26 protein-coding genes and 2 pseudogenes are annotated in these 25,849 nt (G+C 54.4%); 18 read left to right on the forward strand and 10 right to left on the reverse strand.

The annotated features are described in order from the left end of the window. A complete protein-coding gene (locus QRN55_RS20385; RefSeq protein WP_284778083.1) occupies positions 1-1,011 on the forward strand; it encodes an alpha/beta fold hydrolase in 1,011 nt (336 codons plus the stop codon). A 21-nt stretch (positions 1,012-1,032) separates the two neighbouring features. Then, positions 1,033-2,046 carry an ankyrin repeat domain-containing protein gene (locus QRN55_RS20390; RefSeq protein WP_233125032.1) on the forward strand — a complete coding sequence of 338 codons (1,014 nt, stop codon included), beginning with the start codon at positions 1,033-1,035 and terminating at the stop codon, positions 2,044-2,046. A 139-nt stretch (positions 2,047-2,185) separates the two neighbouring features. Here QRN55_RS20390 and QRN55_RS20395 read toward each other — a convergent pair whose 3' ends face one another. Then, positions 2,186-2,527 carry a hypothetical protein gene (locus QRN55_RS20395; protein ID WP_233125033.1) on the reverse strand — a complete coding sequence of 114 codons (342 nt, stop codon included), beginning with the start codon at positions 2,525-2,527 and terminating at the stop codon, positions 2,186-2,188. Positions 2,528-2,922: 395 nt separating this feature from the next. On the opposite strand from QRN55_RS20395, the gene QRN55_RS20400 reads away from it, so the two are divergent. Further along, positions 2,923-4,128 carry a GGDEF domain-containing protein gene (locus QRN55_RS20400; protein ID WP_233125034.1) on the forward strand — a complete coding sequence of 402 codons (1,206 nt, stop codon included), beginning with the start codon at positions 2,923-2,925 and terminating at the stop codon, positions 4,126-4,128. Between the two features lie 183 nt (positions 4,129-4,311). Here the strand turns inward: QRN55_RS20400 and QRN55_RS20405 are convergent, their stop codons facing one another. After that, a complete protein-coding gene (locus QRN55_RS20405) occupies positions 4,312-4,638 on the reverse strand; it encodes an ArsR/SmtB family transcription factor (protein WP_233125035.1) in 327 nt (108 codons plus the stop codon). A 529-nt stretch (positions 4,639-5,167) separates the two neighbouring features. Between QRN55_RS20405 and QRN55_RS20410 the strand changes: the two genes are divergently transcribed. Beyond that, positions 5,168-5,578 carry a hypothetical protein gene (locus QRN55_RS20410; protein WP_233125036.1) on the forward strand — a complete coding sequence of 137 codons (411 nt, stop codon included), beginning with the start codon at positions 5,168-5,170 and terminating at the stop codon, positions 5,576-5,578. Positions 5,579-5,833: 255 nt separating this feature from the next. On the opposite strand, the gene QRN55_RS20415 is transcribed toward QRN55_RS20410, so the two are convergent. Continuing rightward, the gene (locus tag QRN55_RS20415) at positions 5,834-6,835 is read right to left on the reverse strand and encodes a sensor histidine kinase (protein WP_233125037.1); all 1,002 of its coding nucleotides are present in this window, start codon (positions 6,833-6,835) and stop codon (positions 5,834-5,836) included. Positions 6,836-7,215: 380 nt separating this feature from the next. Between QRN55_RS20415 and QRN55_RS20420 the strand changes: the two genes are divergently transcribed. The 7 genes and pseudogenes from QRN55_RS20420 to arsH all read left to right on the forward strand — a co-directional run bounded on the left by QRN55_RS20420 (position 7,216) and on the right by arsH (position 12,243). Then, positions 7,216-8,391 (forward strand): zinc-dependent alcohol dehydrogenase, encoded by a 1,176-nt coding sequence (locus QRN55_RS20420; protein WP_233125038.1) that lies wholly within the window; start codon positions 7,216-7,218, stop codon positions 8,389-8,391. Positions 8,392-8,699: 308 nt separating this feature from the next. Further along, positions 8,700-8,943, forward strand: a pseudogene (locus QRN55_RS20425) (hypothetical protein). 246 nt (positions 8,944-9,189) lie between these two features. Beyond that, on the forward strand, positions 9,190-9,549 hold the full coding sequence (locus QRN55_RS20430) for an ArsR/SmtB family transcription factor (RefSeq protein WP_233125039.1): 360 nt from the start codon (positions 9,190-9,192) through the stop codon (positions 9,547-9,549). Continuing rightward, positions 9,546-10,076, forward strand: a complete 531-nt coding sequence (locus QRN55_RS20435; protein ID WP_233125040.1) for an arsenate reductase ArsC — start codon at positions 9,546-9,548, stop codon at positions 10,074-10,076. Before QRN55_RS20430 ends, QRN55_RS20435 begins: the two co-directional genes overlap by 4 nt. Beyond that, on the forward strand, positions 10,076-11,116 hold the full coding sequence (gene arsB / locus QRN55_RS20440) for an ACR3 family arsenite efflux transporter (RefSeq protein ID WP_284778084.1): 1,041 nt from the start codon (positions 10,076-10,078) through the stop codon (positions 11,114-11,116). The genes QRN55_RS20435 and arsB overlap by 1 nt, the downstream gene beginning before the upstream one ends. Positions 11,117-11,120: 4 nt before the next feature. Next, positions 11,121-11,543 (forward strand): arsenate reductase (glutaredoxin), encoded by a 423-nt coding sequence (arsC, locus tag QRN55_RS20445; protein ID WP_233125042.1) that lies wholly within the window; start codon positions 11,121-11,123, stop codon positions 11,541-11,543. Next, positions 11,518-12,243: an arsenical resistance protein ArsH gene (arsH, locus tag QRN55_RS20450; protein WP_233125043.1), complete on the forward strand. Its 726-nt coding sequence runs from the start codon at positions 11,518-11,520 to the stop codon at positions 12,241-12,243. Before arsC ends, arsH begins: the two co-directional genes overlap by 26 nt. Positions 12,244-12,381: 138 nt before the next feature. On the opposite strand, the gene QRN55_RS20455 is transcribed toward arsH, so the two are convergent. Next, on the reverse strand, positions 12,382-13,341 hold the full coding sequence (locus tag QRN55_RS20455; RefSeq protein ID WP_233125044.1) for a bile acid:sodium symporter family protein: 960 nt from the start codon (positions 13,339-13,341) through the stop codon (positions 12,382-12,384). A gap of 285 nt (positions 13,342-13,626) precedes the next feature. On the opposite strand from QRN55_RS20455, the gene nhaA reads away from it, so the two are divergent. Continuing rightward, positions 13,627-14,832 carry a Na+/H+ antiporter NhaA gene (gene nhaA, locus QRN55_RS20460; RefSeq protein ID WP_233125045.1) on the forward strand — a complete coding sequence of 402 codons (1,206 nt, stop codon included), beginning with the start codon at positions 13,627-13,629 and terminating at the stop codon, positions 14,830-14,832. Between the two features lie 208 nt (positions 14,833-15,040). Here the strand turns inward: nhaA and QRN55_RS20465 are convergent, their stop codons facing one another. Beyond that, entirely contained in the window at positions 15,041-15,973 is a 933-nt protein-coding gene (locus tag QRN55_RS20465) for an HNH endonuclease (RefSeq protein WP_233125046.1), read from the reverse strand. Positions 15,974-16,148: 175 nt separating this feature from the next. Here QRN55_RS20465 and QRN55_RS24440 point away from each other — a divergent pair, with 175 nt between their 5' ends. After that, entirely contained in the window at positions 16,149-16,628 is a 480-nt protein-coding gene (locus QRN55_RS24440; protein WP_350225193.1) for a GIY-YIG nuclease family protein, read from the forward strand. A 131-nt stretch (positions 16,629-16,759) separates the two neighbouring features. On the opposite strand, the gene QRN55_RS20470 is transcribed toward QRN55_RS24440, so the two are convergent. The 4 genes from QRN55_RS20470 to QRN55_RS20485 all read right to left on the reverse strand — a co-directional run bounded on the left by QRN55_RS20470 (position 16,760) and on the right by QRN55_RS20485 (position 22,532). Next, on the reverse strand, positions 16,760-17,596 hold the full coding sequence (locus QRN55_RS20470) for an HNH endonuclease (RefSeq protein ID WP_233125047.1): 837 nt from the start codon (positions 17,594-17,596) through the stop codon (positions 16,760-16,762). After that, positions 17,596-19,143: an AAA family ATPase gene (locus QRN55_RS20475; RefSeq protein WP_233125048.1), complete on the reverse strand. Its 1,548-nt coding sequence runs from the start codon at positions 19,141-19,143 to the stop codon at positions 17,596-17,598. The genes QRN55_RS20470 and QRN55_RS20475 overlap by 1 nt, the downstream gene beginning before the upstream one ends. A gap of 58 nt (positions 19,144-19,201) precedes the next feature. Continuing rightward, positions 19,202-21,301 (reverse strand): ATP-binding protein, encoded by a 2,100-nt coding sequence (locus QRN55_RS20480; RefSeq protein ID WP_233125049.1) that lies wholly within the window; start codon positions 21,299-21,301, stop codon positions 19,202-19,204. Between the two features lie 94 nt (positions 21,302-21,395). Beyond that, a complete protein-coding gene (locus QRN55_RS20485) occupies positions 21,396-22,532 on the reverse strand; it encodes an RHE_PE00001 family protein (protein ID WP_284778086.1) in 1,137 nt (378 codons plus the stop codon). A gap of 178 nt (positions 22,533-22,710) precedes the next feature. Here QRN55_RS20485 and QRN55_RS20490 point away from each other — a divergent pair, with 178 nt between their 5' ends. From QRN55_RS20490 to QRN55_RS20510, 5 genes are read left to right on the forward strand one after another with little or no spacing between them, the layout of a single operon-like run. Beyond that, entirely contained in the window at positions 22,711-22,998 is a 288-nt protein-coding gene (locus tag QRN55_RS20490) for a type II toxin-antitoxin system Phd/YefM family antitoxin (protein ID WP_284778087.1), read from the forward strand. Positions 22,999-23,036: 38 nt separating this feature from the next. Then, the gene (locus QRN55_RS20495; RefSeq protein WP_284778100.1) at positions 23,037-23,369 is read left to right on the forward strand and encodes a type II toxin-antitoxin system VapC family toxin; all 333 of its coding nucleotides are present in this window, start codon (positions 23,037-23,039) and stop codon (positions 23,367-23,369) included. A 10-nt stretch (positions 23,370-23,379) separates the two neighbouring features. Next, on the forward strand, positions 23,380-23,625 hold the full coding sequence (locus QRN55_RS20500) for a type II toxin-antitoxin system Phd/YefM family antitoxin (protein ID WP_284778088.1): 246 nt from the start codon (positions 23,380-23,382) through the stop codon (positions 23,623-23,625). Next, the gene (locus QRN55_RS20505; RefSeq protein WP_284778089.1) at positions 23,622-24,749 is read left to right on the forward strand and encodes a tyrosine-type recombinase/integrase; all 1,128 of its coding nucleotides are present in this window, start codon (positions 23,622-23,624) and stop codon (positions 24,747-24,749) included. Before QRN55_RS20500 ends, QRN55_RS20505 begins: the two co-directional genes overlap by 4 nt. A 23-nt stretch (positions 24,750-24,772) precedes the next feature. Further along, the gene (locus tag QRN55_RS20510; RefSeq protein WP_284778090.1) at positions 24,773-25,219 is read left to right on the forward strand and encodes a hypothetical protein; all 447 of its coding nucleotides are present in this window, start codon (positions 24,773-24,775) and stop codon (positions 25,217-25,219) included. Positions 25,220-25,307: 88 nt separating this feature from the next. Here QRN55_RS20510 and QRN55_RS20515 read toward each other — a convergent pair. Next, a pseudogene (locus QRN55_RS20515) lies at positions 25,308-25,849 on the reverse strand (hypothetical protein); the annotation flags it as partial.

The following is a 25,849-nucleotide window of genomic DNA, read 5'->3' on the forward strand; positions in this document are numbered from 1 at the left end:
ATGAGCCATCCTAGTTTACTATCAGCCGCCACGGATCATCCCGTACTTCATTCGCAAATCGAGGCCAACGGTGACTCTTTCCATGTCGTTGAACAAGGCCGTGGTCCAGTCGTGCTTTTCTTGCACGGATTTCCAGACACTGTGGAAACGTGGCGTAGCCAGATGCAAGTTGTTGCAGAAAACGGGTACCGCGCGATCGCGCTGGACATGAGGGGTTTTGGCGACAGTTATTCCCCGGACGATCCAGCATTGTATAGCGGAGCCTTCATTGTTGGCGACCTGATTGGCATCCTTGATGCATTGCAGGTGCCTACCGCAACGATCGTATCGCATGATTGGGGCGCGGACCACGGCCAACGCGCAATGGTCATGCGACCAGATCGTTTCAACGGGATCATAACGCTCGGCATCCCGTTCCTGCCACGGGGCGAGTTGAGTACATGGGACATGCTACGCAGTCGCGGTCTCGGCGATCTCTATTACGCTTTCGACATGATGAAGGCGGAGACGGATGACCGGATCCGCGATGCCAGCAAGACTATCCCGAGTGCACTTTATTGGCTCTCGGGCGAGCCCGTCGAAGGAACCGGCTGGGACCCCATCGATGCAAAGCGGAATATGTTCCGACCTGCACCTGACGTGCTGCCGAGCTGGGCCGATCCAGCCTATGTGAAACACAACATCGAAACGTTCCAGCGAACGGGGTTCCGAGGGGGGCTGAACCAGTACCGTGGCGTGCAGGCGACGTTTGAGCATCTCGCTGCCTACAAGGATGTGCTGATCAAGCAGCCATCGCTTTATATTTGGGGCGATGCAGACGGGTTGTGCCGACTGTTCCACCCGGTCCCACCGACAGTGGAAGAAATGCGCGAGACAGCGCCTGGCCTCGTCGATGTCGTGCGCCTGGAAGGTGTCGGTCACTGGCCTCATCATGAGGCCCGCGAACGCGTGAATGCCGAAATCATCAAATTCCTGAACGGCCTGAATGCCACCGTTTCAGCAACTGCCTAATCGATCAAGGAACATACGATAATGACACTTTCTCACGCACTTCGTACAGGCGATCTTGCTTCGGTCAAAGGCGCTATTGACGCCGGGGCCGACGTCAATGCTCGAGGCTCCGATGGTCTTACGCCATTGATGATCGCGTCTGCGCTTGGGCAGGCACAAGCTGTTGCTTTGCTCCTGACCGCCGGGGCGGACGTGCTGGCGGCGGAACCTCGAATGGGGGCAACGGCAATCCACAAGGCAGCACAGTCCGGCAGCGCCGATGTGATCGGGATGCTCTTGGACCACGGAGCCTTCATCGATCAGCAATCGCCCGTTCTTGGTAACACAGCCTTGATGGATGCCGTGCTTCACAAGCACGAATCTGTCGTGCGGGTTTTGCTGTCGCGGCGCGCTCGGACCACGATACGGAATTACTGGCAACAGACCGCGCTCGACATCGCCAAGTATGACGACCTGCAGGCAATCTCAGCGTTGATTGAGGAACGAGATGAGGCAGATGAAAAGCACATCGCGGGCATGTTAACCGTCTCATCAGTCAAGGCCGGCAATATTGAGGAGGTGAAGCGGCTGATCGCAGATGGTGCGGATTTTGAGGTTCGGGTGCCAATAACCGGGACGTTCGATGACGACTACACGCCTCTCGGTCTCGCAGTTCGCGAAGGCCATGCCGAAATAGTGCGCGTATTGCTGGATGCTGGGGCAGATCCCCGCCGTACGATCGGTCTCATGCGTGGTTCGCCACTTCACGATGCTGCCTATTTCGGAAAGGCGGATCACATCGATATCTTGACGTCATCAACAAAGCAGGGGGACACACAGGTTGAGCTCGATGCACAGGGTCCTTACAATGGCCTGACCGCGTTGCACGATGCTGTGTGGCATGGATATGTGGATGCTGTTGCGTCGCTGGTCCGCGCCGGTGCTCGCCGTGATTTGAAAACCCACTCGGGTCTGACACCACTGAGCCTCGCGACTTTCTACGGCTATGACCGGATCGTTGAAATCCTGAGCAACGACAGTCAGCAGGCTGCCTGAGCACACCACATCGAAATTGCGTTTGTCGCAGCAAGTGCTGCGGCGACGCATGAGGGGCGATGAGCATAAGCACGAATTCTCTGCCGGGATTGTTAGTCAGCTCTTAATTGCGTTCCGCGCACCAAGAGGAAGCATTCCCTTAAGCTCGAGGTCGCAACCGCATTGCAAGCGCTGATGCCGCGATGGCAGGAAACGACAAGGCAAGCAAAAAAGGGAGGCCGATCATGATTGAAGGGTCATTGTTTGCAGCCACCAGCGCGGGTAATTGGGCAAATGTGATGATCGCTCCTGCGTACCACATTTTTCTGAAAAACCACGCGATTAGTCCAGATATGATCACAGACAACGGATATGCAGCGTACCAGTATGCGGCGGCATCCCAAGGTTCACTAACGTCGCCCAGATGACACACAAGTTGCCAGAAAAATAGGCCAAAGATCAATGTTGCGACCGGTGCTGTCCATCGCGGGTTCATCATCATTGGATCACAGGCTCCTTTGGTGAACAAAAATACTCGGACAAGGATGTTTCGCCTAAAGCTACGGCGAAAGTAAATCCGGTAATCATCCCAACGGGATCACGATTTATGATAACAGTGGGACAGACAAGTTGCTGGCCGGTCGCACAAATAGATGCCCAAATCTCCTGAACCAGACTTTCAGATGCCAATTAACTTTAGGCCCCACAGCGCGGCCCTCTATCGCTAGTCGCTGCGGGTGGTGATCTTGCTTCCACGGTTGATCCGTCTGCGCGCTAAGATAGAAAAAGACAGTTGTTAGTTCCGAGGGATTGTGTTTCGATCAAATCCTCTGAAATATCTTCATGCAGTCTTCAGTCTCTCCTTGTAGCCATCTGGCTTTCACAGACAGGTTGCCAATGCCAGATTTCTTCACTCTGTTTGTCGTCGTCCTGCTTCTCAATCTGTCACACTGCGTCCTTTGGAGCATGATCGCTTATCGCTATACCGACCTCCTTGCTGCCAGATATTGGCTTTTCGGCAGTGCAGCAGGCGCGGTTGGCGGCATCATTCTCTCCTCGCAAGGAGATAGTGGTTTGATCATTCAAACCGTTGCGGGAAACAGTTTCATAATCGTCGGGTTTTACCTGAACTGGTGTGGTTTACGCCAGTTCCACGGAGACGCCGTCGGATGGAAAACGATTGCGCTGCTACTGAGTGGGAGTGTCATGCTTATGCTGTTAACATTCGAAGTGTGGCATGGGCGGAATCCAATCTACACTCTGACGCAAGCTGTGCCGCTCGTGCTGATGGCGGTCTACTTGTTGCGGTTTGTCCGTCAAGATCTCGGTGCGGCCGTCTCATGCATGGCGATGACAATGGGGGCGATATCCCATTTTGTTGTCGCGGCTGGAAATATTCTTATCGTCACAGGAATGGAGCCTGAGCTTGATCTTTATCAGGTGGCATCGGTCGACCTACTGGTCTTTCTATTCGTGTCGGTCATCTGGAATTTCGGGCTCCTTGTATCGGCAGTCGAGCGCGAACGTGTAGAGTTGGATCGCCTTGCAAATGAAGACGAACTGACAGGCATAGCCAACCGCAGACAATTCGTAAAACACCTTCAGAAGGCTTGTGATGGAGCTTCTGGCGGGGAGCGCTTTAGCGTGCTTCTGTTTGATTTAGATAGGTTTAAGCATATCAACGACAAATATGGTCATGCAGCAGGCGACGCGGCGTTGAAGCACGTGGCAGGCGTGATAACAAAACAGCTGCGACGGGGTGACGTAATTGCGCGCATTGGAGGTGATGAATTTGGGCTGGTTCTGATAGGTGCGTCTGCGGCCTCGGCAGCGACTATTGCCAGTCAGATCATCAATGCGATCAGAGCAAAACCCCTTTATTGGCAAGCTCTGCAACTTCCTTTAACCGTTAGTATAGGGATTGTTTCGCCCTATGGACCTGGCATCGATCCTGAAGTGCTGCTGGATAATGCAGACCGGGCGCTCTACGAAACAAAAAGGCGGGGCCGGAACGGGTATAGCATTTTTGAAACCGATCCAGTCCGCGTCTCAAATGTTATTCGACTTACCGACTTTCCATCTTCCGGATCGCCAAGGCCGTAAAAGAACTGCACTCTCAGCGATTAGGGTAGCACCCCTCGTCGCAGCTGACTTCAGCTTGTAGGGTATCCTGCGTTTTTACAAGACAGCGTGGGTGGGGGCCCAACGGTTGCGCCCTGATAGGCTTTGGATGAATCAGGGAACCTTCCAATTTTTCCCGAGACAAGGCCCAATTGGCGGGTTTTGTCAGCTTGCTTTATCGGCACTTTTAAACACGTATGTATTTTCAGCGGAAAATTCTGGACTGAAAATTTCGTCGAGCAAATTCAGGACACGTTGCACACCAGGGTTGGCGCAACTGTAGTAAATGGTTTGCGCGTCCCGACGTGTGTTTACCAAGCCATCAGACCGAAGTTTCGCCAGATGCTGGGACACAGCCGACTGGCTCATCTGCATCTTTGAGCAAAGTTCGCCGACGGACATTTCTCTTTTTAAAATGGCAGAAAGCAGTTCAATTCGTACGGCGTTCGAAAGGTTAGACAGCAATCGTGCTTTTGAAGAATTTGAATACATTTACCGGCTCCTCAGCGAAGCATTCTGTGGACAGAGCGACAAACGAGACCCAGACAAGCGCAACTTTCCGTTCAGATCGGCTTTGTTGAGCACTATCGGCTAAAGACAACTTTAGATATATTTGTGAATTCGTCAACCATGCGATGAACACATAAGCCGAAGACTATTCGTTGCGCACGGATAATTGTATTTTCTCTGGTGACCATCGACGGGTGCTTAACCTGAAGCCTGCGCGCTAGAGGAGGCATGATTCCAGCCGCCGTTGACTCGGAGTGGACTCGAAAAGGGACAGTCCCTGCAACGGCCGATGTTGCTACCTGGCGTAAAGACATCTCGGCACTGCTGATTCTACGCAGAGCGCGCCGTTGTTTGCCGTTGACCGAAGCATACTGATGCTGATGTGACAGCAGATGTCCCTAAGAATTGAACGGCAAATTTTGGCGTGCAAAAATCGCCGCATGTCGTCTTAAGGGGTTTATCTGTAGCACGAATCGTCCAGTCTCATCCCGAGGGAAAACGGGGTCTTTACATGGGAATATTATCGACCAAACAGAAGCTCCATCCGGTAATGGAAGGAGGCTTTTACACTTGGGACATTGTAGAAAACAGGTTTTGGGCCGATCGGCGCTACGCAGAGATTATGGGCGTTGACTATTCCAACGTCGATCGAGGTCTTCCTGCAGAGAGCTTTCTCGAAACCGTCCATCAAGATGATCGCGCTGGTGTCATCGAACGCCTCAAAATGACAGTAATAGACAGGCATCCGTTCGAGTCTGCCTATCGCGTTAAGCGAGAAGACGCGTTTATTCTCGTTAAAGATTATGGCCAGTGCATGAGATCGGTTGATGGTTACGCCACTCTTTTTACAGGGATAGTCTTTGAAATATTAGAGGCAATATCAAACACGTCGGCCAGCAACTCGAACCGCCTAGATCTCTAGCACTGCCGCCCGGAAGCACGTGGAAGTGCCAACAGCTTGACGGAGACCGAACCGTCGAGCCCGAAAATAGGGCGATTCCAATTTTTGATCAGTGAGGTGCAACAGCTGGTATCTATTAGACGCCGAGGAAACGGGCGACGCACGCGAAGCAATTTTGGCCGCCGTCACCTCCGTTTATCGATCTTCTCGCACTTACATGTAGACGTGAAATATGTTCACTCTCGTCATCAGCAACCAGATGCAAACTCGCTCAGCTTATTTGGCGAGCTTTTCGCCACTCAGTTTTAGAACGATAACAACCCCTTTTTCAGACCAATCGTATTCGATCGTCCCACCGAGTTGACCGGATACAATACGGTTGAGGAGTTTACTTCCGTACCCCCCTTCGCTTATCGGCGCATCCACCGCCGGTCCGCCTCGCTCTGTCCACGTCAATGTCACTTCGCCATCCTCTGTAGCACCCGACAGGTCCAAAATGCCAGTATCCTTGGACAAAGCACCATACTTCATCGAATTTGTCGCCAGTTCATGAAACACAAGTGACAAGGCTGTCGCTGCTGCTTCGTCAACTCCCATGCGCGGTACGGCAACCCGTATGCGCCCTTTGAATGCTCCCATATCCTCGTACGGCGCAAGAAGCACCGACAGGAGATCTCCCAACAGCGCGGCGTGCCCTTGCGCGCCCGGAAGTGGCCGCACTAGGTCATGTGCCCTGCCAAGAGCTGCCAGCCGCGCAGTCAACTCTTTTGCCATTTCTTTGACGGTGTTGGACGACAGTGACGTGATGTTGGTGAGGCCCATAGCGATCGCCAGAAGGTTTTTCACTCGGTGGCTCATTTCCCCGGCGAGCAATTCATTGCCCTCCTCGGCCTGTTTCCGACCAGTCACGTCGAGGAATACGCCAAACATCTGTCCATTGTGTAGAGCGGCATCATCACCCAATCCGCGCGCCGATATCCAGCGTATTTCATTGCCGACCATGATTCTGAAGTCAATCTCATAGGGTCCGACAATTCCCCTCGTAGCCGTGAACGCGGCGCGCACACGGTCGCGATCGGCTGGATGAACATGGGCAGACAAGTCTTCGAATTTCACTTCGCCGTTTTTCACCAGACCCCAGAGCTTGAATGCCTGCTCGTCCATGGCGAAACGATCGTTCGTAACGTTCCACGACCACAGTGCCACGCCCGCAGCATGAATGGCGCGACGGAGGTTTTCAGGTTTCCACAATGGATGAAGAGGGTCGCTAAACGGCATCGAGAGATCTCCGTGCGTAAAGGGCCTGCGTAATACGAGAAGCCTCAAAAAGCTATTACTTAAATTCTGTTCACACGTCGATAAGCACACTCGCCGGGAACTTCTGCTTCAACTTCAAGTTCGCCATCTGAAGATCGTGCGGTTTACACCTGTGCCTCCGCCCGGCTTGGTTACTCAATAAGCTGGCTTCCTGCTCACCTTCAGGTGAGGTTCAATGTCGCAGTAGGAGCTTCTTGAGCGCTTGTCGTCAACGGATCTTGCCGTCGTTATCGACGCCAAGGGTCGGATTTATGCCCTTAGCATATTTCGCTGGCGATCTTTTTTATAACGGAAATCCGTGCCCTCGGCACGGCAAACTGATCTGACAAAAGGAAAGATAGATGAAAGCTCTGTGCTGGCACGGCAAAGGCGATATTCGCTGCGACAACGTCCCTGAACCACAGATAGAGGACGGTCGAGACGTTGTAATCAAGATGACGGCCTGCGCAATCTGCGGCTCGGACCTTCACCTGATGGACGTATACATTCCCTTTATGAAAAAGGGTGACATTCTCGGCCACGAATTCATGGGGGAGGTTGTCGATGTCGGGCGCGACAATAAAAAGCTGAAAGTTGGCGACCGGGTCGTCGTGCCATTCACGATCAGCTGTGGCGAATGCAATCAGTGCCTTAAGGGCAACTGGTCGGTTTGCGAACGGACAAACAGAACGGCCGATAACGCAACCAAGGCTTTCGGTTACCCCACTGCTGGTCTTTTTGGTTACTCGCATCTGACCGGTGCCTATGCCGGCGGTCAGGCCGAGTTCGTCAGAGTCCCATATGCCGACGTGTCGCCTATCATCATTCCCAACGGCATGTCTGATGAGCAGGCCTTGTTCTTGGGAGACATCTTCCCCACGGGTTGGATGGCGGCCGCAAATTGTGAGATCGAGCCAACCGATGTCGTTGCTGTCTGGGGGTGTGGTCCTGTCGGGCAGTTCTGCATCAAGAGCGCGTTCATGCAAGGCGCGGCTAGGGTCATTGCAATTGACAACGTTCCAGAACGCCTTGCTCTCGCGCAGTCGCTGGGTGCCGAGATCATCAACTTCGATGAGATCGATGAGACGATCCTTGAGCATATCAAGGACATGACCGATGGTTACGGCGCGGATAAATGCATCGATGCCGTTGGTTCTGAATCCCATGCAACCGCGTCGTTCGATGCGATCGTCGACAAGGTAAAGGCAGCCACACTTTTGGGCACAGATCGCCCGCATGCGCTGCGGTCCGCCATCATGGCCTGCAGACCCGGCGGTATCGTTTCAGTCCCAGGCGTCTATGGTGGGTTCTGGGATAAAATTCCCTTTGGCGCCGCTATGAACAAGGGGCTAACGATCCGCACAGGTCAGACCCATGTCAACAGATACTCGCGCGACTTGCTGCGCCGTATTGAAGAGGGTGAGATCGATCCGTCGTTCCTCATCACGCACAGAGCGAAACTGGAAGACGGACCGGGCCTCTACGAGACGTTTCGCGACAAAAAGGATAATTGCATCAAGGTCGTACTGACGGTCTGAAAGGTTTGGCGTCTACCTTGGCCAGGTCGCATCGTAGCGGCGCGGTCTCCGATGCTCTCCATCCAACCAAACTCTAATTTTGGTGGCTGTCATATACGAGATTTTCTGATGCGGACGCTTGAAATCGACGACCTCATGCGGGGGATGAACAGACCTGAATGATATCTGCTTTTCGCCTGCAATAGACTGTATTATTCGCCACCTTTATCCTTTCCGGGGGAAATAACGCGCAAATTCTGAGATGACGGGGAACTACGCACTGTCCATTTTGTTTGCAAAAATAGAAACCGCCGACAAGAAAGATTCAAATGTCTGGACCGAAAGACGATGAACCATCCCTGAATAAGATTCACAAGGATGCGGAAGGACAATACGCACAAGGCTTGAAGCACAGTGATAATAACGGCGTTGCCAGCGCAAAGCCGACGGTCATTACTGGTTCTGAGGACGCGACTGTAAATAAGAATCCGCCCGGTTCAAAGTCCCTGGAAAAAAAATTGGGATTTGAATTATGACGTGCGGGAAACAAACGAAGGCGACTTTCGCGGCTGATAGCAATTTCGCGCATGATCGACATCCCGTATAAGATCGGTTAGTTGCACCTTTCAACCATTAACTCGGTGTGGCTTCAATCCTTTCGGCATTTGGTCTTCGCAGGTCGGCGAGTTCGGCAGCAATGCGCCTACAGCGCTCATGTCACGCTGGATTTTATGCTGAAAGTACAAGTTCACCAATATGAGGTGGCGCCAAAGAGCTCGAGATGCTTGACAATAGTCATATATCCAATAATCTGGATACATGGAATCAAATAATGCTATTGCGGCGTTTGCCGCCCTTGCCCAATCCACCCGTCTGGACACCTTCCGACTGCTGGTCCGTCACGAACCGGAGGGCGTGCCCGCCGGTGAACTCGCCCGCCTGCTCGAGGTGCCACAGAACACCATGTCAGCCCACCTTGCGATCCTGTCGCGCGCCGGTCTGATTAGAGGCGAGCGCCACAGCCGCTCGATCATCTACCGCGCCGAGATCGATGCGTTGCGCGACCTGACCCTGTACCTTGTCAAGGACTGCTGCGGCGGCAGCGCCGAACTCTGTGTGCCCCTGATCACCGCTCTCACCCCCTGCTGCGACCCGTCCACTTCGGAGAACCTGCGATGATCAGCGACCGCGTCTTTAGTGTCCTGTTCCTATGCACCGGCAATTCCGCCCGCTCGATCCTTGCCGAGTCCATCCTCAACGGCGAAGGAAAGGGGCGCTTCAAGGCCTATTCGGCAGGTCGCCGACCCAAGGGGCAAGTGCACCCGCTGGCCCTCGATACGCTGCGCGCCCTCGGTTACGAGTCCACCGGCTTTCGCTCAAAGACCTGGGATGAGTTCGCCGAACCCGGTGCCCCGCAAATGGATTTCATTTTCACGGTCTGCGACAACGCCGCTGGCGAAGCCTGCCCTGTGTGGCTTGGCCACCCGATGACCGCTCACTGGGGTGTCGAGGACCCGGCCGCCGTTGAAGGCACAGAGATCGAGAAGGACCGAGCATTCTCCAAGGCCGCGCGCTTCCTCGAAAACCGGATCTCCGCGTTTCTCAGTCTGCCACTGACGTCGATCGACAAGCTGGCGCTGGAAACCCGCCTTCGCGAGATAGGCGCGCTTGAAGGCGGCACCCGCCCGCAGGGGCAGGTCGCCTGATGTCCACGTTCGAGCGTTACCTAACCGTCTGGGTCGCCCTGTGCATCGTTGTCGGAATTGGGCTCGGGCACCTGATGCCGGACGTGTTCCAAGCCATCGGTGCGGTGGAAGTCGCCAAGGTCAACCTGCCGGTCGCCGTGCTGATCTGGCTGATGATCACCCCCATGCTGCTGAAGATCGATTTTACTTCTCTTGCCCAGGTTGGTCGTCACTGGCGTGGTATCGGCGTTACCCTGTTCATCAACTGGGCGGTCAAGCCATTCTCGATGGCGCTGCTTGGCTGGCTGTTCATCGGCTGGCTGTTCCGACCGTATCTGCCGGAAACCCAGATCGACAGCTATATCGCAGGCCTGATCATTCTTGCGGCGGCACCCTGCACGGCCATGGTGTTCGTCTGGTCCAACCTGACCAAGGGCGAACCGCACTTCACGCTGAGCCAGGTGGCGCTCAACGACGCGATCATGGTGGTGGCGTTTGCGCCAATCGTAGCCCTCCTGTTGGGACTTTCCGCCATCACCGTGCCGTGGGATACGCTCATTCTTTCGGTCGTGCTCTATATCGTCCTGCCCGTGATCGTGGCGCAGGTTTTGCGCGGGAGCACGGATGTCGACCGCATGGCCGGTCGCCTGCAGCCGGTCTCGCTGGTGGCGCTGCTCACCACCCTCGTGCTGCTGTTCGGCTTCCAGGGTGAGCAGATCATTGCGCAACCGATGGTCATCGCGCTCCTTGCCGTGCCGATCCTCATCCAGGTCTATTTCAACTCAGGCCTCGCCTATGTGCTGAACCGCGTCAGCGGCGAGGAGCATTGCGTGGCCGGTCCCTCCGCCCTGATTGGTGCCTCGAACTTCTTCGAGCTGGCTGTGGCCGCCGCCATCAGCCTGTTCGGGTTCACCTCCGGTGCAGCGCTCGCCACTGTCGTCGGCGTCCTCGTCGAGGTGCCGGTGATGCTGTCCGTGGTCTGGATCGTCAACCGCAGCAAGAACTGGTACGAGCGCGGCGCTGCCGTCCGGACCAATGCCGCCACCATCAAAAAGGCCTGAGATCATGGACGTCACCATCTATCACAACCCCGCTTGCGGCACGTCGCGCAACACCTTGGAGCTGATCCGTAATGCCGGCATCGAGCCAACCGTTGTCGAGTACCTGACCTCCCCGCCGAGCCGTAATCAGCTTCAAACGATGATTTCCGGCGCAGGCCTCGCGTTGCGGGAAGCCATCCGCGAGAAAGGCACGCCCTATGCCGAACTTGGCCTCGACAACCCGGACCTCTCCGACGATCAGTTGCTCGAAGCCATGCTGAAAGACCCCATCCTGATCAACCGCCCGTTCGTGGTGACACCACTTGGAACGCGGCTGTCACGCCCGTCCGAAGTCGTACTCGACATCCTGCCGGAGACGCACAAGGGTGCGTTTACCAAGGAAGACGGCGAGCAGGTTCTCGATGGGGAGGGCAAGCGCATTGGCTGATCTGTCTGCTCTCGACTGCGACCACCTGCGCCAGCCGGACCTCGACGCGCTGCGGCCGGCATTTTCGACCCACAAGCCGCGCATCCTGATCCTTTACGGCTCGCTGCGCACGGTATCGTACAGTCGCTTGCTCGCGTTCGAGACGGGCAGGTTGCTGGAAGAACTTGGCTGCGAGGTGCGGATCTTCGATCCCACAGATCTGCCGCTGCCCGATGCCGCACCGGTCACCCATCCCAAAGTCCAAGAACTGCGCGACCTCACCCAGTGGTCGGAAGGCCATGTCTGGATATCGCCGGAGCGTCACGGCGCGATGACCGGAATCATGAAGGCGCAGATCGATTGGATTCCACTGGCGGTCGGCTCGATCCGCCCAACGCAGGGCAAGACCCTCGCGGTGATGCAGGTGTCCGGCGGCTCCCAGTCATTCAACACGGTGAACCACCTGCGCGTACTTGGCCGCTGGATGCGAATGATCACCATCCCCAACCAGTCCTCGGTTGCCAAGGCCTTTCAGGAGTTTGACGCGGACGGCCGAATGAAGCCGTCATCCTATTACGACCGGGTCGTCGACGTTTGCGAGGAGCTGGTAAAGTTCACGCTGCTGACGCGGGACGCATCTAGCTACCTGACCGATCGCTACAGCGAGCGGAAGGAAGACGCTGAGAAGCTGGAGCAGCGCGTGAGCCTCAAGTCCATATGATCGCAAGACTTCCAATCGCGGCCATCCTGGCACTCGGTGTCACCCAGATCATCTGGTTACGCACCCTCTAAGAAGCGCCTCTAATGTGGTATCACTGAGAGCAATCTGGTGCCCCCAGATGTTTATAGATAACATGGGTTAGGCTCGATTGATTGAGTCAGCGCCAGTGTTCTGATCGCTTCGTCTCGAAAACCAGTTTGCCAGGAGCGCGCCAGAAATGTTGTGCCACACGCTGAATATGGCGCTTGGAACCGCCGCAAGGGGCGAGAAATATGCAGTTGCGAGCGCCGCACCCAGACCGGAATTCTGCATTCCAACTTCGATGGCAATTGCCTTGCGCTTTGCAAGCGAAAGGCCCGTCGCCTTTGCCGCGAAATAGCCGAGCAGGTAGCCCAGACCATTGTGGAGGACGACAACAGCAAAGATCATCAGGCCGGACTGGGCGATGGCGCCTTTTGATGCACCAACGACTGCCGAAACGATGAGCACAATGCCGACGACGCTGACCAGCGGCAGCGCGGGAACCGCGGCCTTGACGACGCCAGGGAGCAGCTTCTGCAACGCAGCACCCAGAGCCAGCGGCACGAGTACGACCTTGACGATGCTGAGGAACATTGCCCAGCCATCGACCGGCAGAAATTGGCTGGCAAACATCCACACCAGGAACGGCGTTACCAGCGGTGCTGCAAGTGTCGTCACCGAGGTGCAGGCCACCGAAAGTGCAACATCGCCCTTCGACAGATACGTCATGACATTGGAAGAGGTGCCGCCCGGGCAGCAACCGACCAGAATGACGCCAGCCGCGACCTCTGGAGGCATTGGAATAATCCGTGTCAGCAACACGGCCAGTAACGGCATGATGAGGAACTGACCAAGCACGCCGATGGTGACATCGAACGGACGCTTCACAACTTTGCGGAAATCATCCACGGACAGGGTGAGACCCATTCCGAACATGATGATCGACAGGAGCGTTACGATCCACGGTGCGATCTGCTTGAAGGTGTCAGGGAAAAAGAAACCGAGGACCGCAAAGAGAATGACCCAGGCGGCAAATGTCTTGCCGACAAACGTAGAGATGGTTCCTAGTGTTTTCATATCCTCACTCCCTAATTCCAGAATTGTCGCGAGGTCTAAATGGCAGGGTCGAGGTGTCAAGGTCATGCACAGCCTTCTAAGGTCTTACGGTAAGTCAGCAGTGCCTAAAACACAGAAATTTGCGCACTCCTCGGCAAATTTCATGATCGCGGAACACCGATTTTTATAGAAAAGACAGACCGCCTCCCCTAAGTTGAAGGTCTTGGCGCGTGCTGCGTGCGCCACGGGTTCCTTCCCGAAATTGACGGAGACTTCGATCAACCTCTCACAAGGGAGCGAGAACCCATGTCTTCAGAACAAAGACCCGGTCGCATCCAATCCACTCTTCGCCATTTCCTCGACAACGAGGCATCCGGTGGTATCGTCCTGATGGTCGTCGCAGTTTTGGCGATCATCACCGCCAACTCACCGCTGGCGAAAACCTACTTTGATCTCCTCCATGTCTATATCGGGCCACTCAGCCTGCAACACTGGATCAACGACGCGCTGATGGCCGTCTTCTTCCTGCTCGTCGGGCTGGAGATCAAACGAGAAATGCTGGACGGCCAGCTTTCGACCTGGAGCCGACGAATTCTTCCGGGTGCAGCCGCCGCGGGCGGCATGCTGTTCCCAGCGCTGTTCTATGTCTATTTCAATTGGAATGATCCGGTAGCGTTACGCGGATGGGCCATTCCTACGGCAACCGATATCGCTTTTGCACTCGGTGTGCTTTCTCTGCTCGGAAGCCGGGTCCCTGCCTCGCTCAAGATATTTCTGGCGGCCCTTGCGATCATCGATGATCTTGGCGCTGTCATCGTCATCGCGATCTTCTACACAGCCGACCTTAATCTCTTGGCCCTTGCGGGCGCAGGCATCGTGGTCGGCAATCTGATCATCTTCAACCGGATGGGCGTCAAAGCGCTCTGGCCTTACCTTGTGTTAGGAGCGGTGCTCTGGGTGCTCGTGTTTGCTTCGGGCGTTCACGCGACATTGGCTGGTGTTATTCTGGCCCTGACAATCCCACTGAAGTTGACACCCGGCATACCGGAGGCAGCCCATCACGAATCTCCTCTGCACAGGCTCGAGCACCTGCTTCACAAGCCCGTTGCATTCGTGATCGTACCAATATTCGGTTTTGCCAATGCCGGCGTATCGTTTGCCGGCATTTCCATGTCGGTCTTTTCAGAACACCTGACGATGGGTATCTCCGCCGGTCTGTTGCTTGGCAAACTGGTCGGCGTCCTCGGCACGGTGGCTCTTCTGGTGAAGCTTGGTGTTGCAGATCTTCCCGCTCAGGCAAGCTGGGGACAAGTGGCGGGCACGGCGCTGCTGTGCGGTATCGGCTTTACGATGAGCCTTTTTATAGGCCTTCTGGCATTTGACGATCCCGGCGTTCAGGATCGTGTGAAGATCGGCATTCTCGCGGGTTCGGTTCTGTCGGGTGCGGTAGGTGCCGTCTTGTTGTCCGTGGCTGGTCGGCGGCGTACTGCGATAGTCTCCGAGCAGCGCTGATCGCTCTCAACAATTCCGGCGAGGTAAGTCAGATTGACTCGCCGGAAACAGTCTGAGCAGCTGCTCTTACGCGTTGCTTGTCGCTTTTCAGGCTCAAGGCGAACTCAGCCCGAGATAGCGCCTCCGTCGAATGCCGGGCGCATTGAACCGCGCCAAAATACCAAAAGCCTTCTGGAGACGAAGACCGACTTCGACAATGGCTGCGCAGTCACGGGGCAGTACAAAGATTTCCGAAGCCTATAGGCATTTTTAAAATAGGAACGAGAAAATGTTTTTTTGCACCCCTCTCAACCTCCGAATGGACATAACTACCCTTCTTTTCCACAAGGGCACTGACGTAGTTGTTTTCGGCGAGCCATTTCTCGTAGCCTTTGATGGAGGGGCCGCCAAGATTGATCGCGAACTCGTGGCCGTGATATGAAAATATGAAAAATGTCTCCGGGTGATCCGTAAGAAGCAGATCATAAGCGAACCCAAACTGAACCCACTTGCCTGTCTCCGGATGTTCCATCAACGTGTCTTCCGGGAAGTATGCCCGGTAATGGTAAGGCCAATCGTCGAAATTACTGCCGTACCTAGCCCACTTCCGAATGTTGTCGTAATGATCCGTTGAGATCATTTCTAAAGCAAATTCAGTTCCGGAAACTGTATCAAACCTCGCGAAAATCGCCTCAAGGGCCATTTTCGCCAAGAACCGAGACATCTCCTTTTCCGGTGGTCTCACATCCATCGGAAAGACATAAACATTTTTCCGAATGAAGAGAGCGTCAAGTCGCTTCAGACGCTCAAATTCCGACTTCTGACTTTCTTTAGTGGAAAAGACTTCCAGCCTTCCCGTTTTCTTTTCCAAGCGCATGCCTACTTCGATGTCGGTTCCATGTGCATATCCTTTCACGAAAGGTATTTTTCGACGTTTGGTAGGTATTTGAAACTTACCGCGAATGTTTTGAAACGACGTATGGCTCAAGATCGGAGCCTCCACGCTGTGGGAAAAGTAATTATTACATCGATCGCAAACAATACCCTTAGGCAGGGCATGTCTGTCGGATAAATTACCTAAAGACTCTGGAATTATGTGCTCAATACTACTGAAAGCCACCTCCGACTTCCCGCAAAAAATACAGATATCTCCCTTGGTCAAATCCGTCCCCCAAACTGATCGCCCCTCAAGGCGTCGTATAATCCTGGAATCGCCGATTCCTGTCCGCTTCACTGCACCCACTGGGTTTCCGTCACCTCATAGTTCCATTCGATACTTGAAGCAGTCGATTCATGTGTGCCAAGATTAGGCACCGCAGATGAGGATTCGTCAAATTATGCCGGACAGCTTCCAACCCTCGAAAAGCCTTGGTAATTTCGGCGTCTCGTCTGGAGATCCTGGATATATTTACATAATTCGATCGGGATCTCGTTTGAAAATCGGCCGCTCAACGGATAGGACGTCTCGACTAAGGCAGGCCAAGACTTGGCTTCCCGACGGGGAAATCTTAGGTGTCAAACCCTTTTGGAATCATCAAACCGTCGAGCGATATATCCAACTTGGATTGGCAATGTTTTGGTACAAAGGCGAGTGGTATGAATTTAATGGAGATGAGTTCGAAGAATCATTCGTAGATGAATTCAAATCATTCGACGACAACGACATAAATCGAAATTCGATAGACTTCATATATTTTATGAATTCATCTGGAATGAGTGAATATACTCTAGAATTTTCAATTAGAAAATCGTCGAAACTGCGCTTCCAGCGCGAGGAAAGTGTACACTCGATAAACAGAGACAATTTATCTGATTGAAAGACGGACGAATGCTGTGAACACCCTCGACGGTAACGCTATTTAGAAGCGGTGGTCGTTGTGAGCTGTTCCAGCCTCCACACTTTCTATCCATCGGAGTGAGCTCAATTTGTAGCGACCATTTCCTGTGCTCACGCAAAGCCGCCGTCACAAAACCAGTCGTCAGACGCCCATGCAAAATAAGCGGCCGTTCTCCAACCATTTCGGCGAGCGTTGCTGCAACTGATGGCCTTTGCCATTAACTCATCGCGAACAGCGTTCACGCCCCCGGCTCCGTATGTTTGACTAAGAGTGTACCGTATGTTCAGCAATTCTTCAGCGGACTGAGACGCATAGAGCGTCGAAAGCTTTAGCTCCTTGAAGTGATTTCGGACTCTTTGCATAAGAATTGGATCCCAAGCTGCAACGGCTTGTACCTCAAAGAGGAGCGCGCTGGGCGAGGTCGGCACGACGCTCGCGACCAACCACGTCTCGGAGTCGACATCATCGTAATAGGGATGAATGCCAACCTCTTGCGCCGTAGTAGGAAACCCCGCCAGTTTTGCCTTGTTGCAATCGGTACATGATGGCACCAGGTTCAAGGGCGACACAGCAAGCGCAGGGTAGTGAGCCTTGGGCAGATGGTGATCCAATGTCATCACGTTACGATGAGCACAAAGAGGACAGCGGCCGTTAGGCGCAGAAGCAAAAATCTCGTCATAAATTGGACGCCCGGGACCTTTTGATCCCGCCATTCGCTGGGTGTAAACGGTCTCCATTTCATCCTTTGTGACTGCAACAACCGGTGCGGTCCTGGGAACGGAATGAAGGTTCTGAAGTGGTCCGGCGATGTCATATGCGGCGGACGCTGCAACAACAGCACCTGTTGCAGCGTTCAGCCGAGTTTTCAGATTGACGTTTTTCACACGGCTAATGCAGAGGGTAAATGTGTCGAGTGCGCTTTGGGCTGGTTTGTCGAGTTTCAGCATCAGATGTCGTTCGCATCTCTCGCTGCGATCAAGGCCCGCACGAGCGCGCGCGCTTCACCGCCGAGTTCGTTGTCAAACTTTTCGACAATCCCATTAAAGGTCGAACCGCTCTGAACCTCATCCGTAAGCAATTTGTGAAACCCAGAATGAGTTACCTCGAGGCCGAAGATCTCGCGTGTTAAGATGCCAACGTTCTCACCAAACGTCTCGACTTCCGGTCTCTCAGCTATAGAACGCTCTCCTATTCGTCGAATCTTCCAGCAGCAATTCATTGGCACTTCTTGGACGACCACAGGAGAGTGCGTTGCAATAACTGCCACACCATTCCTGTTGACCAGCAGGTCGGACAACGCCCTGACGAAAGCTGACAACAAAGGCGGATGCAAATGGGCCTCGGGCTCATCGAGCAGGACAAGCGTGCGCTCTTCAACTGTCTCAACCAGTCGAGTTATTGTCAAAAGGACGATTTTGTGGCCCGAACTCAGCAAGTCGAATTTGCGCCGGGCCTCCCCTTTCACGTCTTCGCTGTCGAGCTCAGGGTTTGCCAGTTCGACCACTTCCGCATCGCTAAAGACGCGATCGGTTTCCAGTGTTTCCAGGGCACGTTGCCATCTTGAAGCCCTTGCCCCCTGACGGCAAACGAGCACGCTATTTGCGAACTCTGTTGCCAATCTTGCTGGAGACTTCGGAACGAGGCGTCGATCCTTGTCCGCACTGTCGATCCGTTTCAGACCGACGTAGGTATAAAGAATGCCTTCGCTTTTGTTTTGTCGGTTGGGCAGCGGCTCAAATGAGTCGAATGCACTAAAGGAGACGGATACAATATTTGCGAAAACTTGATCTTCTAGAATATCCTCTGGATCCCCTTCAAACGATCCGACTTCGCTCGTCCTAGCGTTCGAATCAACTATCGCCCGGGTCATGTTATTGAGCAGATGGGTCTTCCCGACTCCGTTTCGTCCAATAATTACATGCACATTTGTCGGCGGGTTTGAGCCTGGCTCAACTTCAAACTCAAAGACCGGAGGCGGCACAGCGGCTCTCCGGGGTTTTGGCCCGGTATAGGAAAACCGATATTTTGAAAGCCGGGCGCCCCCACGCGACATACGTGAAAACTGCCCTCGGACCGTTGCCGGCGTCACTGACCGCAAAAGCGAAACACCCGTGACACCCTCTTCGCGGGCGAGTTGAAAAAGATCAAGATCAAACGCCATGTCGCGCAAACCGCGCAGAATAAAGTCGCGCGCTTCATCTCCGAGGTTGTTCAAGTCTTCGTAGTAGCTGTCATCTTGGCCAAGGGAGAAGAACTCCTCGCCGAGCTCATCGAACTCCACGGGCAACACTGGCCGTCGCTGTTCTTTTTCCATTTTGAACTGACCAATCTTAACGCCACCTATGTCATGCCGCGTTCCGTCTCCGTCAAAGACCACCAATTGGTACAAGGTATTGTATTTAAACCAGTCATCCCAATTGTCCGTCAGCAGAAACGCGCAGCCGATGGCATCGGCCGGTGGCCTTACACCACTTGCTAGAATTTTAAAGAACAAGACTTTTCCTCACTTCTAGTCGCGGCCGACATTGGAGCAGTGCACTTTTGTGCTGGATCTACGAACCATTGACGGTTTCCAGCTTGGAATTCACTGAATCAGCAACCGGCTCTCGAAGGCGCTCGCGCGCAACTTCTTGTGATTCAACGAAAAAGCTTTTACCGGATATTCCTGCTCGGTCGAAAAATGCTTGGTTTCGCTCGCGTGCGTCATTCAAAAGCGTATCCCAGCCAATCAGCTCTATCGATCCTTTGAAACCGCTACGTGGTTGGTAAAAGCGACCTCGACCATCCGCAGTTCGATCCCAGGAATAAGTCCAGTCGTCCATTTTCCCCACTATATCGGCGACAATGAAGCAGTAGAAAACCGTGTCTTCTTTCAGTTTAATGGGCCTCCCGCGCACGTCGATCTGTCCGCCGCCGAGCAGCCGACGCACATAACGCTCAACTTGGTGCTGGGGATTTTCGTCGTCTGCGTAGCTTGTCCGGCCAGGACGCTTGAACTCTACGAGCAACACCCGTGAAGGATCGTCGGTCTGCCGCAAGCCGTGTACATGATCGAATATGAGAACGTCCGGCCGCTCATCACTGTCCACGGCGCTGGATAGATTGTTAAACTCGTCATCCGAGCTGAAATATTGCGCGAACGTCAATCTCTCGTCGATGATCCAGAGGTCATGCGACGATGCAGGCACGACCTTCCTCGCCCCATCTGCCAGCGTGTTTATCCTTAAAGGGCAAATGAACGAATGCAGAATGTCTTCTCGCTGGTAACTACTATCACGGGAATCATCACGGACTTTTTCGAGCAAGATTTCCATGAAATCTAAAACCACTTTTCGGCGAACAATGTACTCCGCAAGGCTTTTCTGCTCGGTTTCCTCGATGGCTTTGCCTGCAGCTTCAATTGCGGCAGAGAAGGTGTTCACATCGACTGATGGCTCCTTGAGCCGTTCCAGAACTTTCCTGATTTTCTCCGCCTGCCGTTGGTCACGCCGGAACCGTTCACGTGAGAGATGACCGAATATTGCATCGTCATTTAACTCGCCTGATGGAAGCTTGTCCTGGAGATCATCGATGTCGCCAAACGCTACTGATGGATATGATTCTGTTATAGCTCTGACACGCGTCCGCTGATCTTTGTGGAGAGCTTGCAATGGGCCCGCGAGAAAAGCTTCGATATAGGAGAAGCAGACGTCATTAACGATGTTATCGAGAACGGCGTCTTCAAACTGAAATTTGGTTCGCTCTTGATTGACGTTTTTATCGAGGTAGGCGCCCGTTAGTACGGCGTGAAAAACTCTATCGCTCTTTTCGCCGAAGAACTTTAAGCCTAGCTTGCCATCTATTTTATGAGAATGAACGGTGCGGTCATGTGCGATGAAATGGACAAAATGCGAGCCCTGCAAGTCAGCGCTGGCAATCTTGTCGCATTCCATGAGTGTAAGACTAAGCTCGCCATACTCGGCGGTTTCGATACTCGGAATTACCTCTTTTCGATGGATAACCGAGTTGATCTCATCCGGATAGTGTCGCGTCTCGTCGCCACAGTGAACGGTCACTCGAGGCGACCTTGAACCGATGAATGTCGGAAGGAAATGAGATGTAAAGTGTTGAAATATGTAGCTTGCTCTGCCCGGAAATTTTGCTCGATACGTATTGTCGCGTAGTCCGTCGAACTCCACAACGAAGCCGGTGTCAGCGCTAGAGTTCGTTAGGTCCTCCTCGCTGTAGTCCTCGATCTGGTCTGACAACGATAAGACAAAGCTGAAGCTCCTTCGCTTAACAGCCTCCCCTTCCGTGTAAACGCTCTTGACTTTTATCCCTTCAAAGCAATCAAGCCACAGAAGACGGCCCACACCCTTTCCGCCACGAGCGTACTTATTGTCCGTGTCAGTGGTAGAGAAGGCATCAAAGTTACGTTCGTCTAGACCATTCCCGTTGTCTTCAACCACGATCTTCACTGGCGCCTGCTTACGGCCTGTGACGATGGTGACCACAACACGGCCGTCGCGGGCTACATTCTCCCGGAAACGATCCTGTGTCGAGTGAATAGAGTTGCTAACGGCTTCGAACAACGGCTGCATAGCATCGGCAGTATTCGATGGCTTCGGTAAACGATCAATTCGTTTAACAAGATTTGTTCGCAATGATGGCACAGGCTGCTCCCCAAGTAGAACACAATCTAAGCGGTAATTAGAGCTATTCGCAATCGACCTGACGCGAAGACGACAAATAAAGTTTTCTTGTGTGTTACAGAATTCCCCACGCCCGAAACCTCCCCCTCCCCGTCATCTCTCTCAGTCCCAGCTCCAAAACAATCCGCCGCGCCGCCTGCGGCGTCACATCGAGCGTCTTGGCCACCATCCCAGCCGATACCAATGGTTTTTCCATCACCAGCTCGACCAGTTCTGGCAGTCTTGACGACGTCCGTCGCCCATCGAGCTTCCGCTCTAGAAGGGTTCGGGCAAGCGCCAGACGATCGTGCTCCTTCAGCCCGATCTCTGCGGCCGCGATAAGGCCGTGAGCAATGGCGAGCAACCGGGTCTCCCGATCACGATGCCGGCGCCGATCGACGGGAATGGTTTTCAGGCCGAGATTGATGGCGGCGAGATGGGCGCCGGTGGTTACGCCGGCCTGACGCAGGATCGATGCGGACCACAGCCGGCCGAGCCAGGGCGTGTGCTGCAACACGGAAAGCTCGTTCCAGGCATCGAAGGCGACGATCGCCTGCAGCACTGGCGGCAAGCTCTCCGTCTGGCGCAACACCCCGCGCCATTCATCGAGCCGGGCATCCTCGTCCCAGTCAAGATCATAGACCAAAGGATCCTTTTCCGCCGCGCCGCCACGGCCCGGACGGGTTGTGTTCTTGATCGCTGCCTCCGATCGGGCGAGCACCGCATCGATGGCGGCATAGTCGATGCCGGGAAGGTTTTCGAGGTCATCGGTGTCGTCCCCCTCTCCTTCCGGACCGATCGCGACCGCGCGGCGGATTGTAGGTGCCGTCGCCGCCTCGTCGGAGCCGGCTGATGTGATCTCCGCGGTTTTTCTGAGAGTGCGGACGCCGTCGGCCGAAAGCGCCCAGCCAGGTGGTTGGGCGGCAATGCGCCGGCGAGTTCGCAGCACGTCGCGGGCGATTGTCAGCTCATGGGTGGGCGTGCGAATATCGCGGGTAGCGTCGTGGAGGACTAGGTCTTCGAGATGGACGAGTTCGCCGTCGATCCACAGCGAGGTGCAAGCGTCGGTAAAGTTTTGGCGCTCGATCCACCCTGCGCCAACGTTCGAGCGGGCGATGCGTTCGTCGAGACGCGCCAGAGCGACACCGGCGTCAAAAGCGGGTCGCATCAGGGTTATGCTGATTTTCGCGATATCGTAAGGCATTGAAATCATGGTAAATGATTTGCTAAAAGAACTCTACTTGAATATTACGGTTCTTCACATGGTACGATTTCGAGTAGGACGTATAACCATCGATAAGTATCCCTTATCGGTTCTTACGCGTACGTTGTAATTGTACGTTCTGATGTAGCATGGTATAGTCGCTCCCATAATGAATTCGGAGCTCGTGATGCCCCAGACCAGCTACAAGATCAGCGAAGCTCGCAAGAATTTTGCGGAAGTCCTCGAGCGTGCCAATCAGGGCGAGGAAATTGTCATTATGCGCGGCAACAAGGTCTATGCCCGCATTGGACCAGCCGCCGACGGCAACAAACGTCCCTTTGGCCTTTTGCGCCATCGTGGCCTTCCCGATGATCTGTTCGACACCGTTGATGCCGTGCAGGCTGCGATCGATGCAGGCGACTGGAACGACGAGACCGGTGTCTGGCAGGACAAGTCTGGTGAATTAGCGCGATGAAGATATTGCTTGATAGTCATGCGATCTACTGATGGGCAATCGGAAGCGAGAGGCTTTCTGCACGCGCACGAGCGCTGATCGAGGACAAGACAAATGTCATTTTGGTCAGCGCCGTTTCGTTCTATGAGCTGGATAACAAGATGCGGCTGAAGAAGCTCGACCTGAAGCCACAGGAGTTGCGAGCAGCCGTAACAGCCAGTGGCCTGCAAACTCTTGCCATAACCGATCTGCACGCCGAGCTTGCTGCAAGCTTTGACTGGGACCATCGTGATCCCTGGGATCGCATTCTTGCAGCACAGACGAGACTGGAACATTGCGTGCTGATCTCAACCGATGTCGTGTTCGACACGGTGCTGCACGAACGGATCTGATAAGGCAGGGATGAAAGTGTTTGTCGAGATAGCAGAGGCGGCTGAACGGCTTGAGGATCTGATTGAGCTAGCGCTCCTTGGTGATGAGATCGTGATCTGCAGAGACGGGACGCCGATTGCCACCTTGATCCCGATCGAGAAAAAAGAAGAGGCGATGGAAAGGTTCCTGGCCTTTGCTGAAGGTCGCAAGAATGTTCCAGTCGGCGCCACATCCAACCACGACGACTTTTATGATGAGCATGGATTGCCGATATGAGTGGTCTTGATCGCCGCTTGCGCGAACTTGACACGATTGCAGCGGTCCTGCCGCTCGAACGTCGCGACGAACTTGCGGAGTTTTTGACCGATCAAGATATCGAGACGCTTCGCCATCTGGTCAACGAGGGAATGGGTGCCAACACGCTGCGGGCACTGACGTCAGACCTTGCCTATCTGCAGGCATGGTCGCTCGCGGCAACTGGAACCTCCCTCCCCTGGCCGGCACCTGAAGCTCTCCTGCTCAAATTCGTTGCCCATCATCTGTGGGATCCCGAAAAGCGCATCAGCGATCGTGATCATGGCATGCCGCAGAACGTTGACCGGCTCTTGCGGGGCCAAGGGTTTCTGAAATCCATCGGTCCTCACGCACCCGACACGGTAAGGCGTAGGCTTGCCTCGTGGTCGACGCTGACGAAATGGCGCGGCCACCAAGGCGTATTCTCCTCCCCTGCCCTCAAGCAGGCGATCCGACTGGCTGTCCGCGCCGCGCCGCGTCCGCGAAAACGCAAAAGCGCCAAGGCTGTGACCGGTGACGTCCTGGCAAAGCTCCTTGCGACCTGTAGCACCGATAGCCTGCGCGACGTCCGTGACCGTGCAATTTTGATGGTGGCGTTTGCCTCCGGTGGTCGTCGGCGCAGCGAAATCGCTGGGCTGCGCAAAGAGCCGTTGACGGTTGAGGCGCCGATTGTGCTCGACAACGCCCCTCCCCTCCCCTCGCTCTCCATTCATCTCGGACGAACAAAAACGTCGGGTACTGAAAACGACTACGTTGTTTATTTAACGGGGCGGCCCGTCGATGCATTGAATGCATGGATGACGGCCGCGCGCATCGATAGCGGAAGCATTTTCCGCAAGATCGATCGCTGGGGAAATCTGTCCAAACATGCGCTGGAACCGGGTGCCATCAATGCGATCCTGAAGCAGCGTGTGGTACTGGCCGGGCTGGAACCGGGGGAGTTTTCCGCTCACGGGCTGCGATCCGGATATCTGACGGAAGCCGCGAACCGGGGCATTCTCCTCCCCGAGGCCATGGAGCAATCACGCCATCGTTCCGTTCAGCAGGCATCCAGCTACTACAACAATGCCACACGGCGCAGCGGTCGAGCCGCAAGAATGCTGTGATCGAGAGGCTCGGAACTTAGTCCATGACAATCTTGTTCAAAACGACGATCACTGAAGACAAGGCATTTGCAAGAATCGAGGAGGCGCTGAATACTGATCGCGAATACGACGGCTATTTCAGTGTCGCGGATGATGACGGCGAGACGCCTTTGTCGTGGGGACCCTCCATGAGCGGTGAAGAATTTCTCGCAAACGTCCGAGAAATGCTCGAAGTGACATGGAAGGCAGCCCGGTTTTGGGTTGTCTATGACCGCCGTGAGGATCGTGGAGATCCTGATGCCATCGCGATGCGCAATGCAGCGTTTCGTATCACCCGAGGGTATAATGGTGTGATCGTAGCGTCATTCAGTCTCCTAGGACGGCAAGACGCTTTGCAAGATCTCGAACTGATTTTCGTGTGTTTCAGAGAAGATTTCCAACGTCGCAACTTTAGAATTCGCTTCGAGAACAAACCCATTACAGCTCCGTGAGACCGGGTCAGCTTTGCGCCAAATATCAGATATTCCCAATGACGAGGCTTTTGGCCGCAAAGGGAAAATCCGCTCCCCAAGTGCAACATCAGATAGACGGCAGCTCTTTTGCATCTTCGACCATCACGAGCACGTTAAAACCTTCTCGGACATGAAACCCGTCTTCAGCTAGCAACGCATTGCCATGTGCGTCCATGAACCACTTCGCGGTGGCGTAATCGTAGAACTCCGCAATGGCGGCTTCGACTTTTGCTTTTGCCTCGGTCAAAATGTCTCGCTTTTCCAGCCTTCGTGTGTTGATTTGGACGAGCCTGCGTTGGGCTCGCTTGCCTGCATCGGAAACAAACACCGAGAGCCTGCTACCGTGATAATATTTAACCCGGACCCGTAACCGCTTCGGACGTTCCCCGTCGAAGTCATCGTTGATCGACTGGATGCGTGCTTCGATCTCGTCGTGCTTTAGATGGGTTTCGGGCATGACATCGCTGACGGGGATAAGATCGTCGGCGAAATGCTCCTGCGCCACTTCGGCTGCGTGATGGGCATAGGCAAGATGTGTCACGGGCAGATCGGCCAGCCATTTGCGGCGTTGGGCAACGGCCATGGACTTGGCCGCCGCCTCACTAAACT

Source organism: Agrobacterium sp. lyk4-40-TYG-31 (assembly GCF_030209855.1).
Taxonomy (GTDB): Bacteria; Pseudomonadota; Alphaproteobacteria; order Rhizobiales; family Rhizobiaceae; genus Agrobacterium; species Agrobacterium vaccinii.

Bases quoted from the DNA above. Each gene is read 5' to 3' on its own strand.
- nhaA (WP_233125045.1), top strand. From the start codon at position 13,627: ATGTCTTCAGAACAAAGACCCGGTCGCATCCAATCCACTCTTCGCCAT.
- QRN55_RS20505 (WP_284778089.1), top strand. From the start codon at position 23,622: ATGAGTGGTCTTGATCGCCGCTTGCGCGAACTTGACACGATTGCAGCG.
- QRN55_RS20435 (WP_233125040.1), top strand. From the start codon at position 9,546: ATGATCAGCGACCGCGTCTTTAGTGTCCTGTTCCTATGCACCGGCAAT.
- QRN55_RS20415 (WP_233125037.1), bottom strand. From the start codon at position 6,835: ATGCCGTTTAGCGACCCTCTTCATCCATTGTGGAAACCTGAAAACCTC.
- QRN55_RS20405 (WP_233125035.1), bottom strand. From the start codon at position 4,638: ATGTATTCAAATTCTTCAAAAGCACGATTGCTGTCTAACCTTTCGAAC.
- QRN55_RS20420 (WP_233125038.1), top strand. From the start codon at position 7,216: ATGAAAGCTCTGTGCTGGCACGGCAAAGGCGATATTCGCTGCGACAAC.
- QRN55_RS20410 (WP_233125036.1), top strand. From the start codon at position 5,168: ATGGGAATATTATCGACCAAACAGAAGCTCCATCCGGTAATGGAAGGA.
- QRN55_RS20455 (WP_233125044.1), bottom strand. From the start codon at position 13,341: ATGAAAACACTAGGAACCATCTCTACGTTTGTCGGCAAGACATTTGCC.
- QRN55_RS20395 (WP_233125033.1), bottom strand. From the start codon at position 2,527: ATGATGATGAACCCGCGATGGACAGCACCGGTCGCAACATTGATCTTT.
- QRN55_RS20390 (WP_233125032.1), top strand. From the start codon at position 1,033: ATGACACTTTCTCACGCACTTCGTACAGGCGATCTTGCTTCGGTCAAA.
- QRN55_RS20400 (WP_233125034.1), top strand. From the start codon at position 2,923: ATGCCAGATTTCTTCACTCTGTTTGTCGTCGTCCTGCTTCTCAATCTG.
- QRN55_RS20485 (WP_284778086.1), bottom strand. From the start codon at position 22,532: ATGATTTCAATGCCTTACGATATCGCGAAAATCAGCATAACCCTGATG.
- arsB (WP_284778084.1), top strand. From the start codon at position 10,076: ATGTCCACGTTCGAGCGTTACCTAACCGTCTGGGTCGCCCTGTGCATC.
- QRN55_RS20500 (WP_284778088.1), top strand. From the start codon at position 23,380: ATGAAAGTGTTTGTCGAGATAGCAGAGGCGGCTGAACGGCTTGAGGAT.
- QRN55_RS20510 (WP_284778090.1), top strand. From the start codon at position 24,773: ATGACAATCTTGTTCAAAACGACGATCACTGAAGACAAGGCATTTGCA.
- QRN55_RS20385 (WP_284778083.1), top strand. From the start codon at position 1: ATGAGCCATCCTAGTTTACTATCAGCCGCCACGGATCATCCCGTACTT.
- QRN55_RS24440 (WP_350225193.1), top strand. From the start codon at position 16,149: ATGCCGGACAGCTTCCAACCCTCGAAAAGCCTTGGTAATTTCGGCGTC.
- arsC (WP_233125042.1), top strand. From the start codon at position 11,121: ATGGACGTCACCATCTATCACAACCCCGCTTGCGGCACGTCGCGCAAC.
- arsH (WP_233125043.1), top strand. From the start codon at position 11,518: ATGGGGAGGGCAAGCGCATTGGCTGATCTGTCTGCTCTCGACTGCGAC.
- QRN55_RS20430 (WP_233125039.1), top strand. From the start codon at position 9,190: ATGGAATCAAATAATGCTATTGCGGCGTTTGCCGCCCTTGCCCAATCC.
- QRN55_RS20470 (WP_233125047.1), bottom strand. From the start codon at position 17,596: ATGCTGAAACTCGACAAACCAGCCCAAAGCGCACTCGACACATTTACC.
- QRN55_RS20490 (WP_284778087.1), top strand. From the start codon at position 22,711: ATGCCCCAGACCAGCTACAAGATCAGCGAAGCTCGCAAGAATTTTGCG.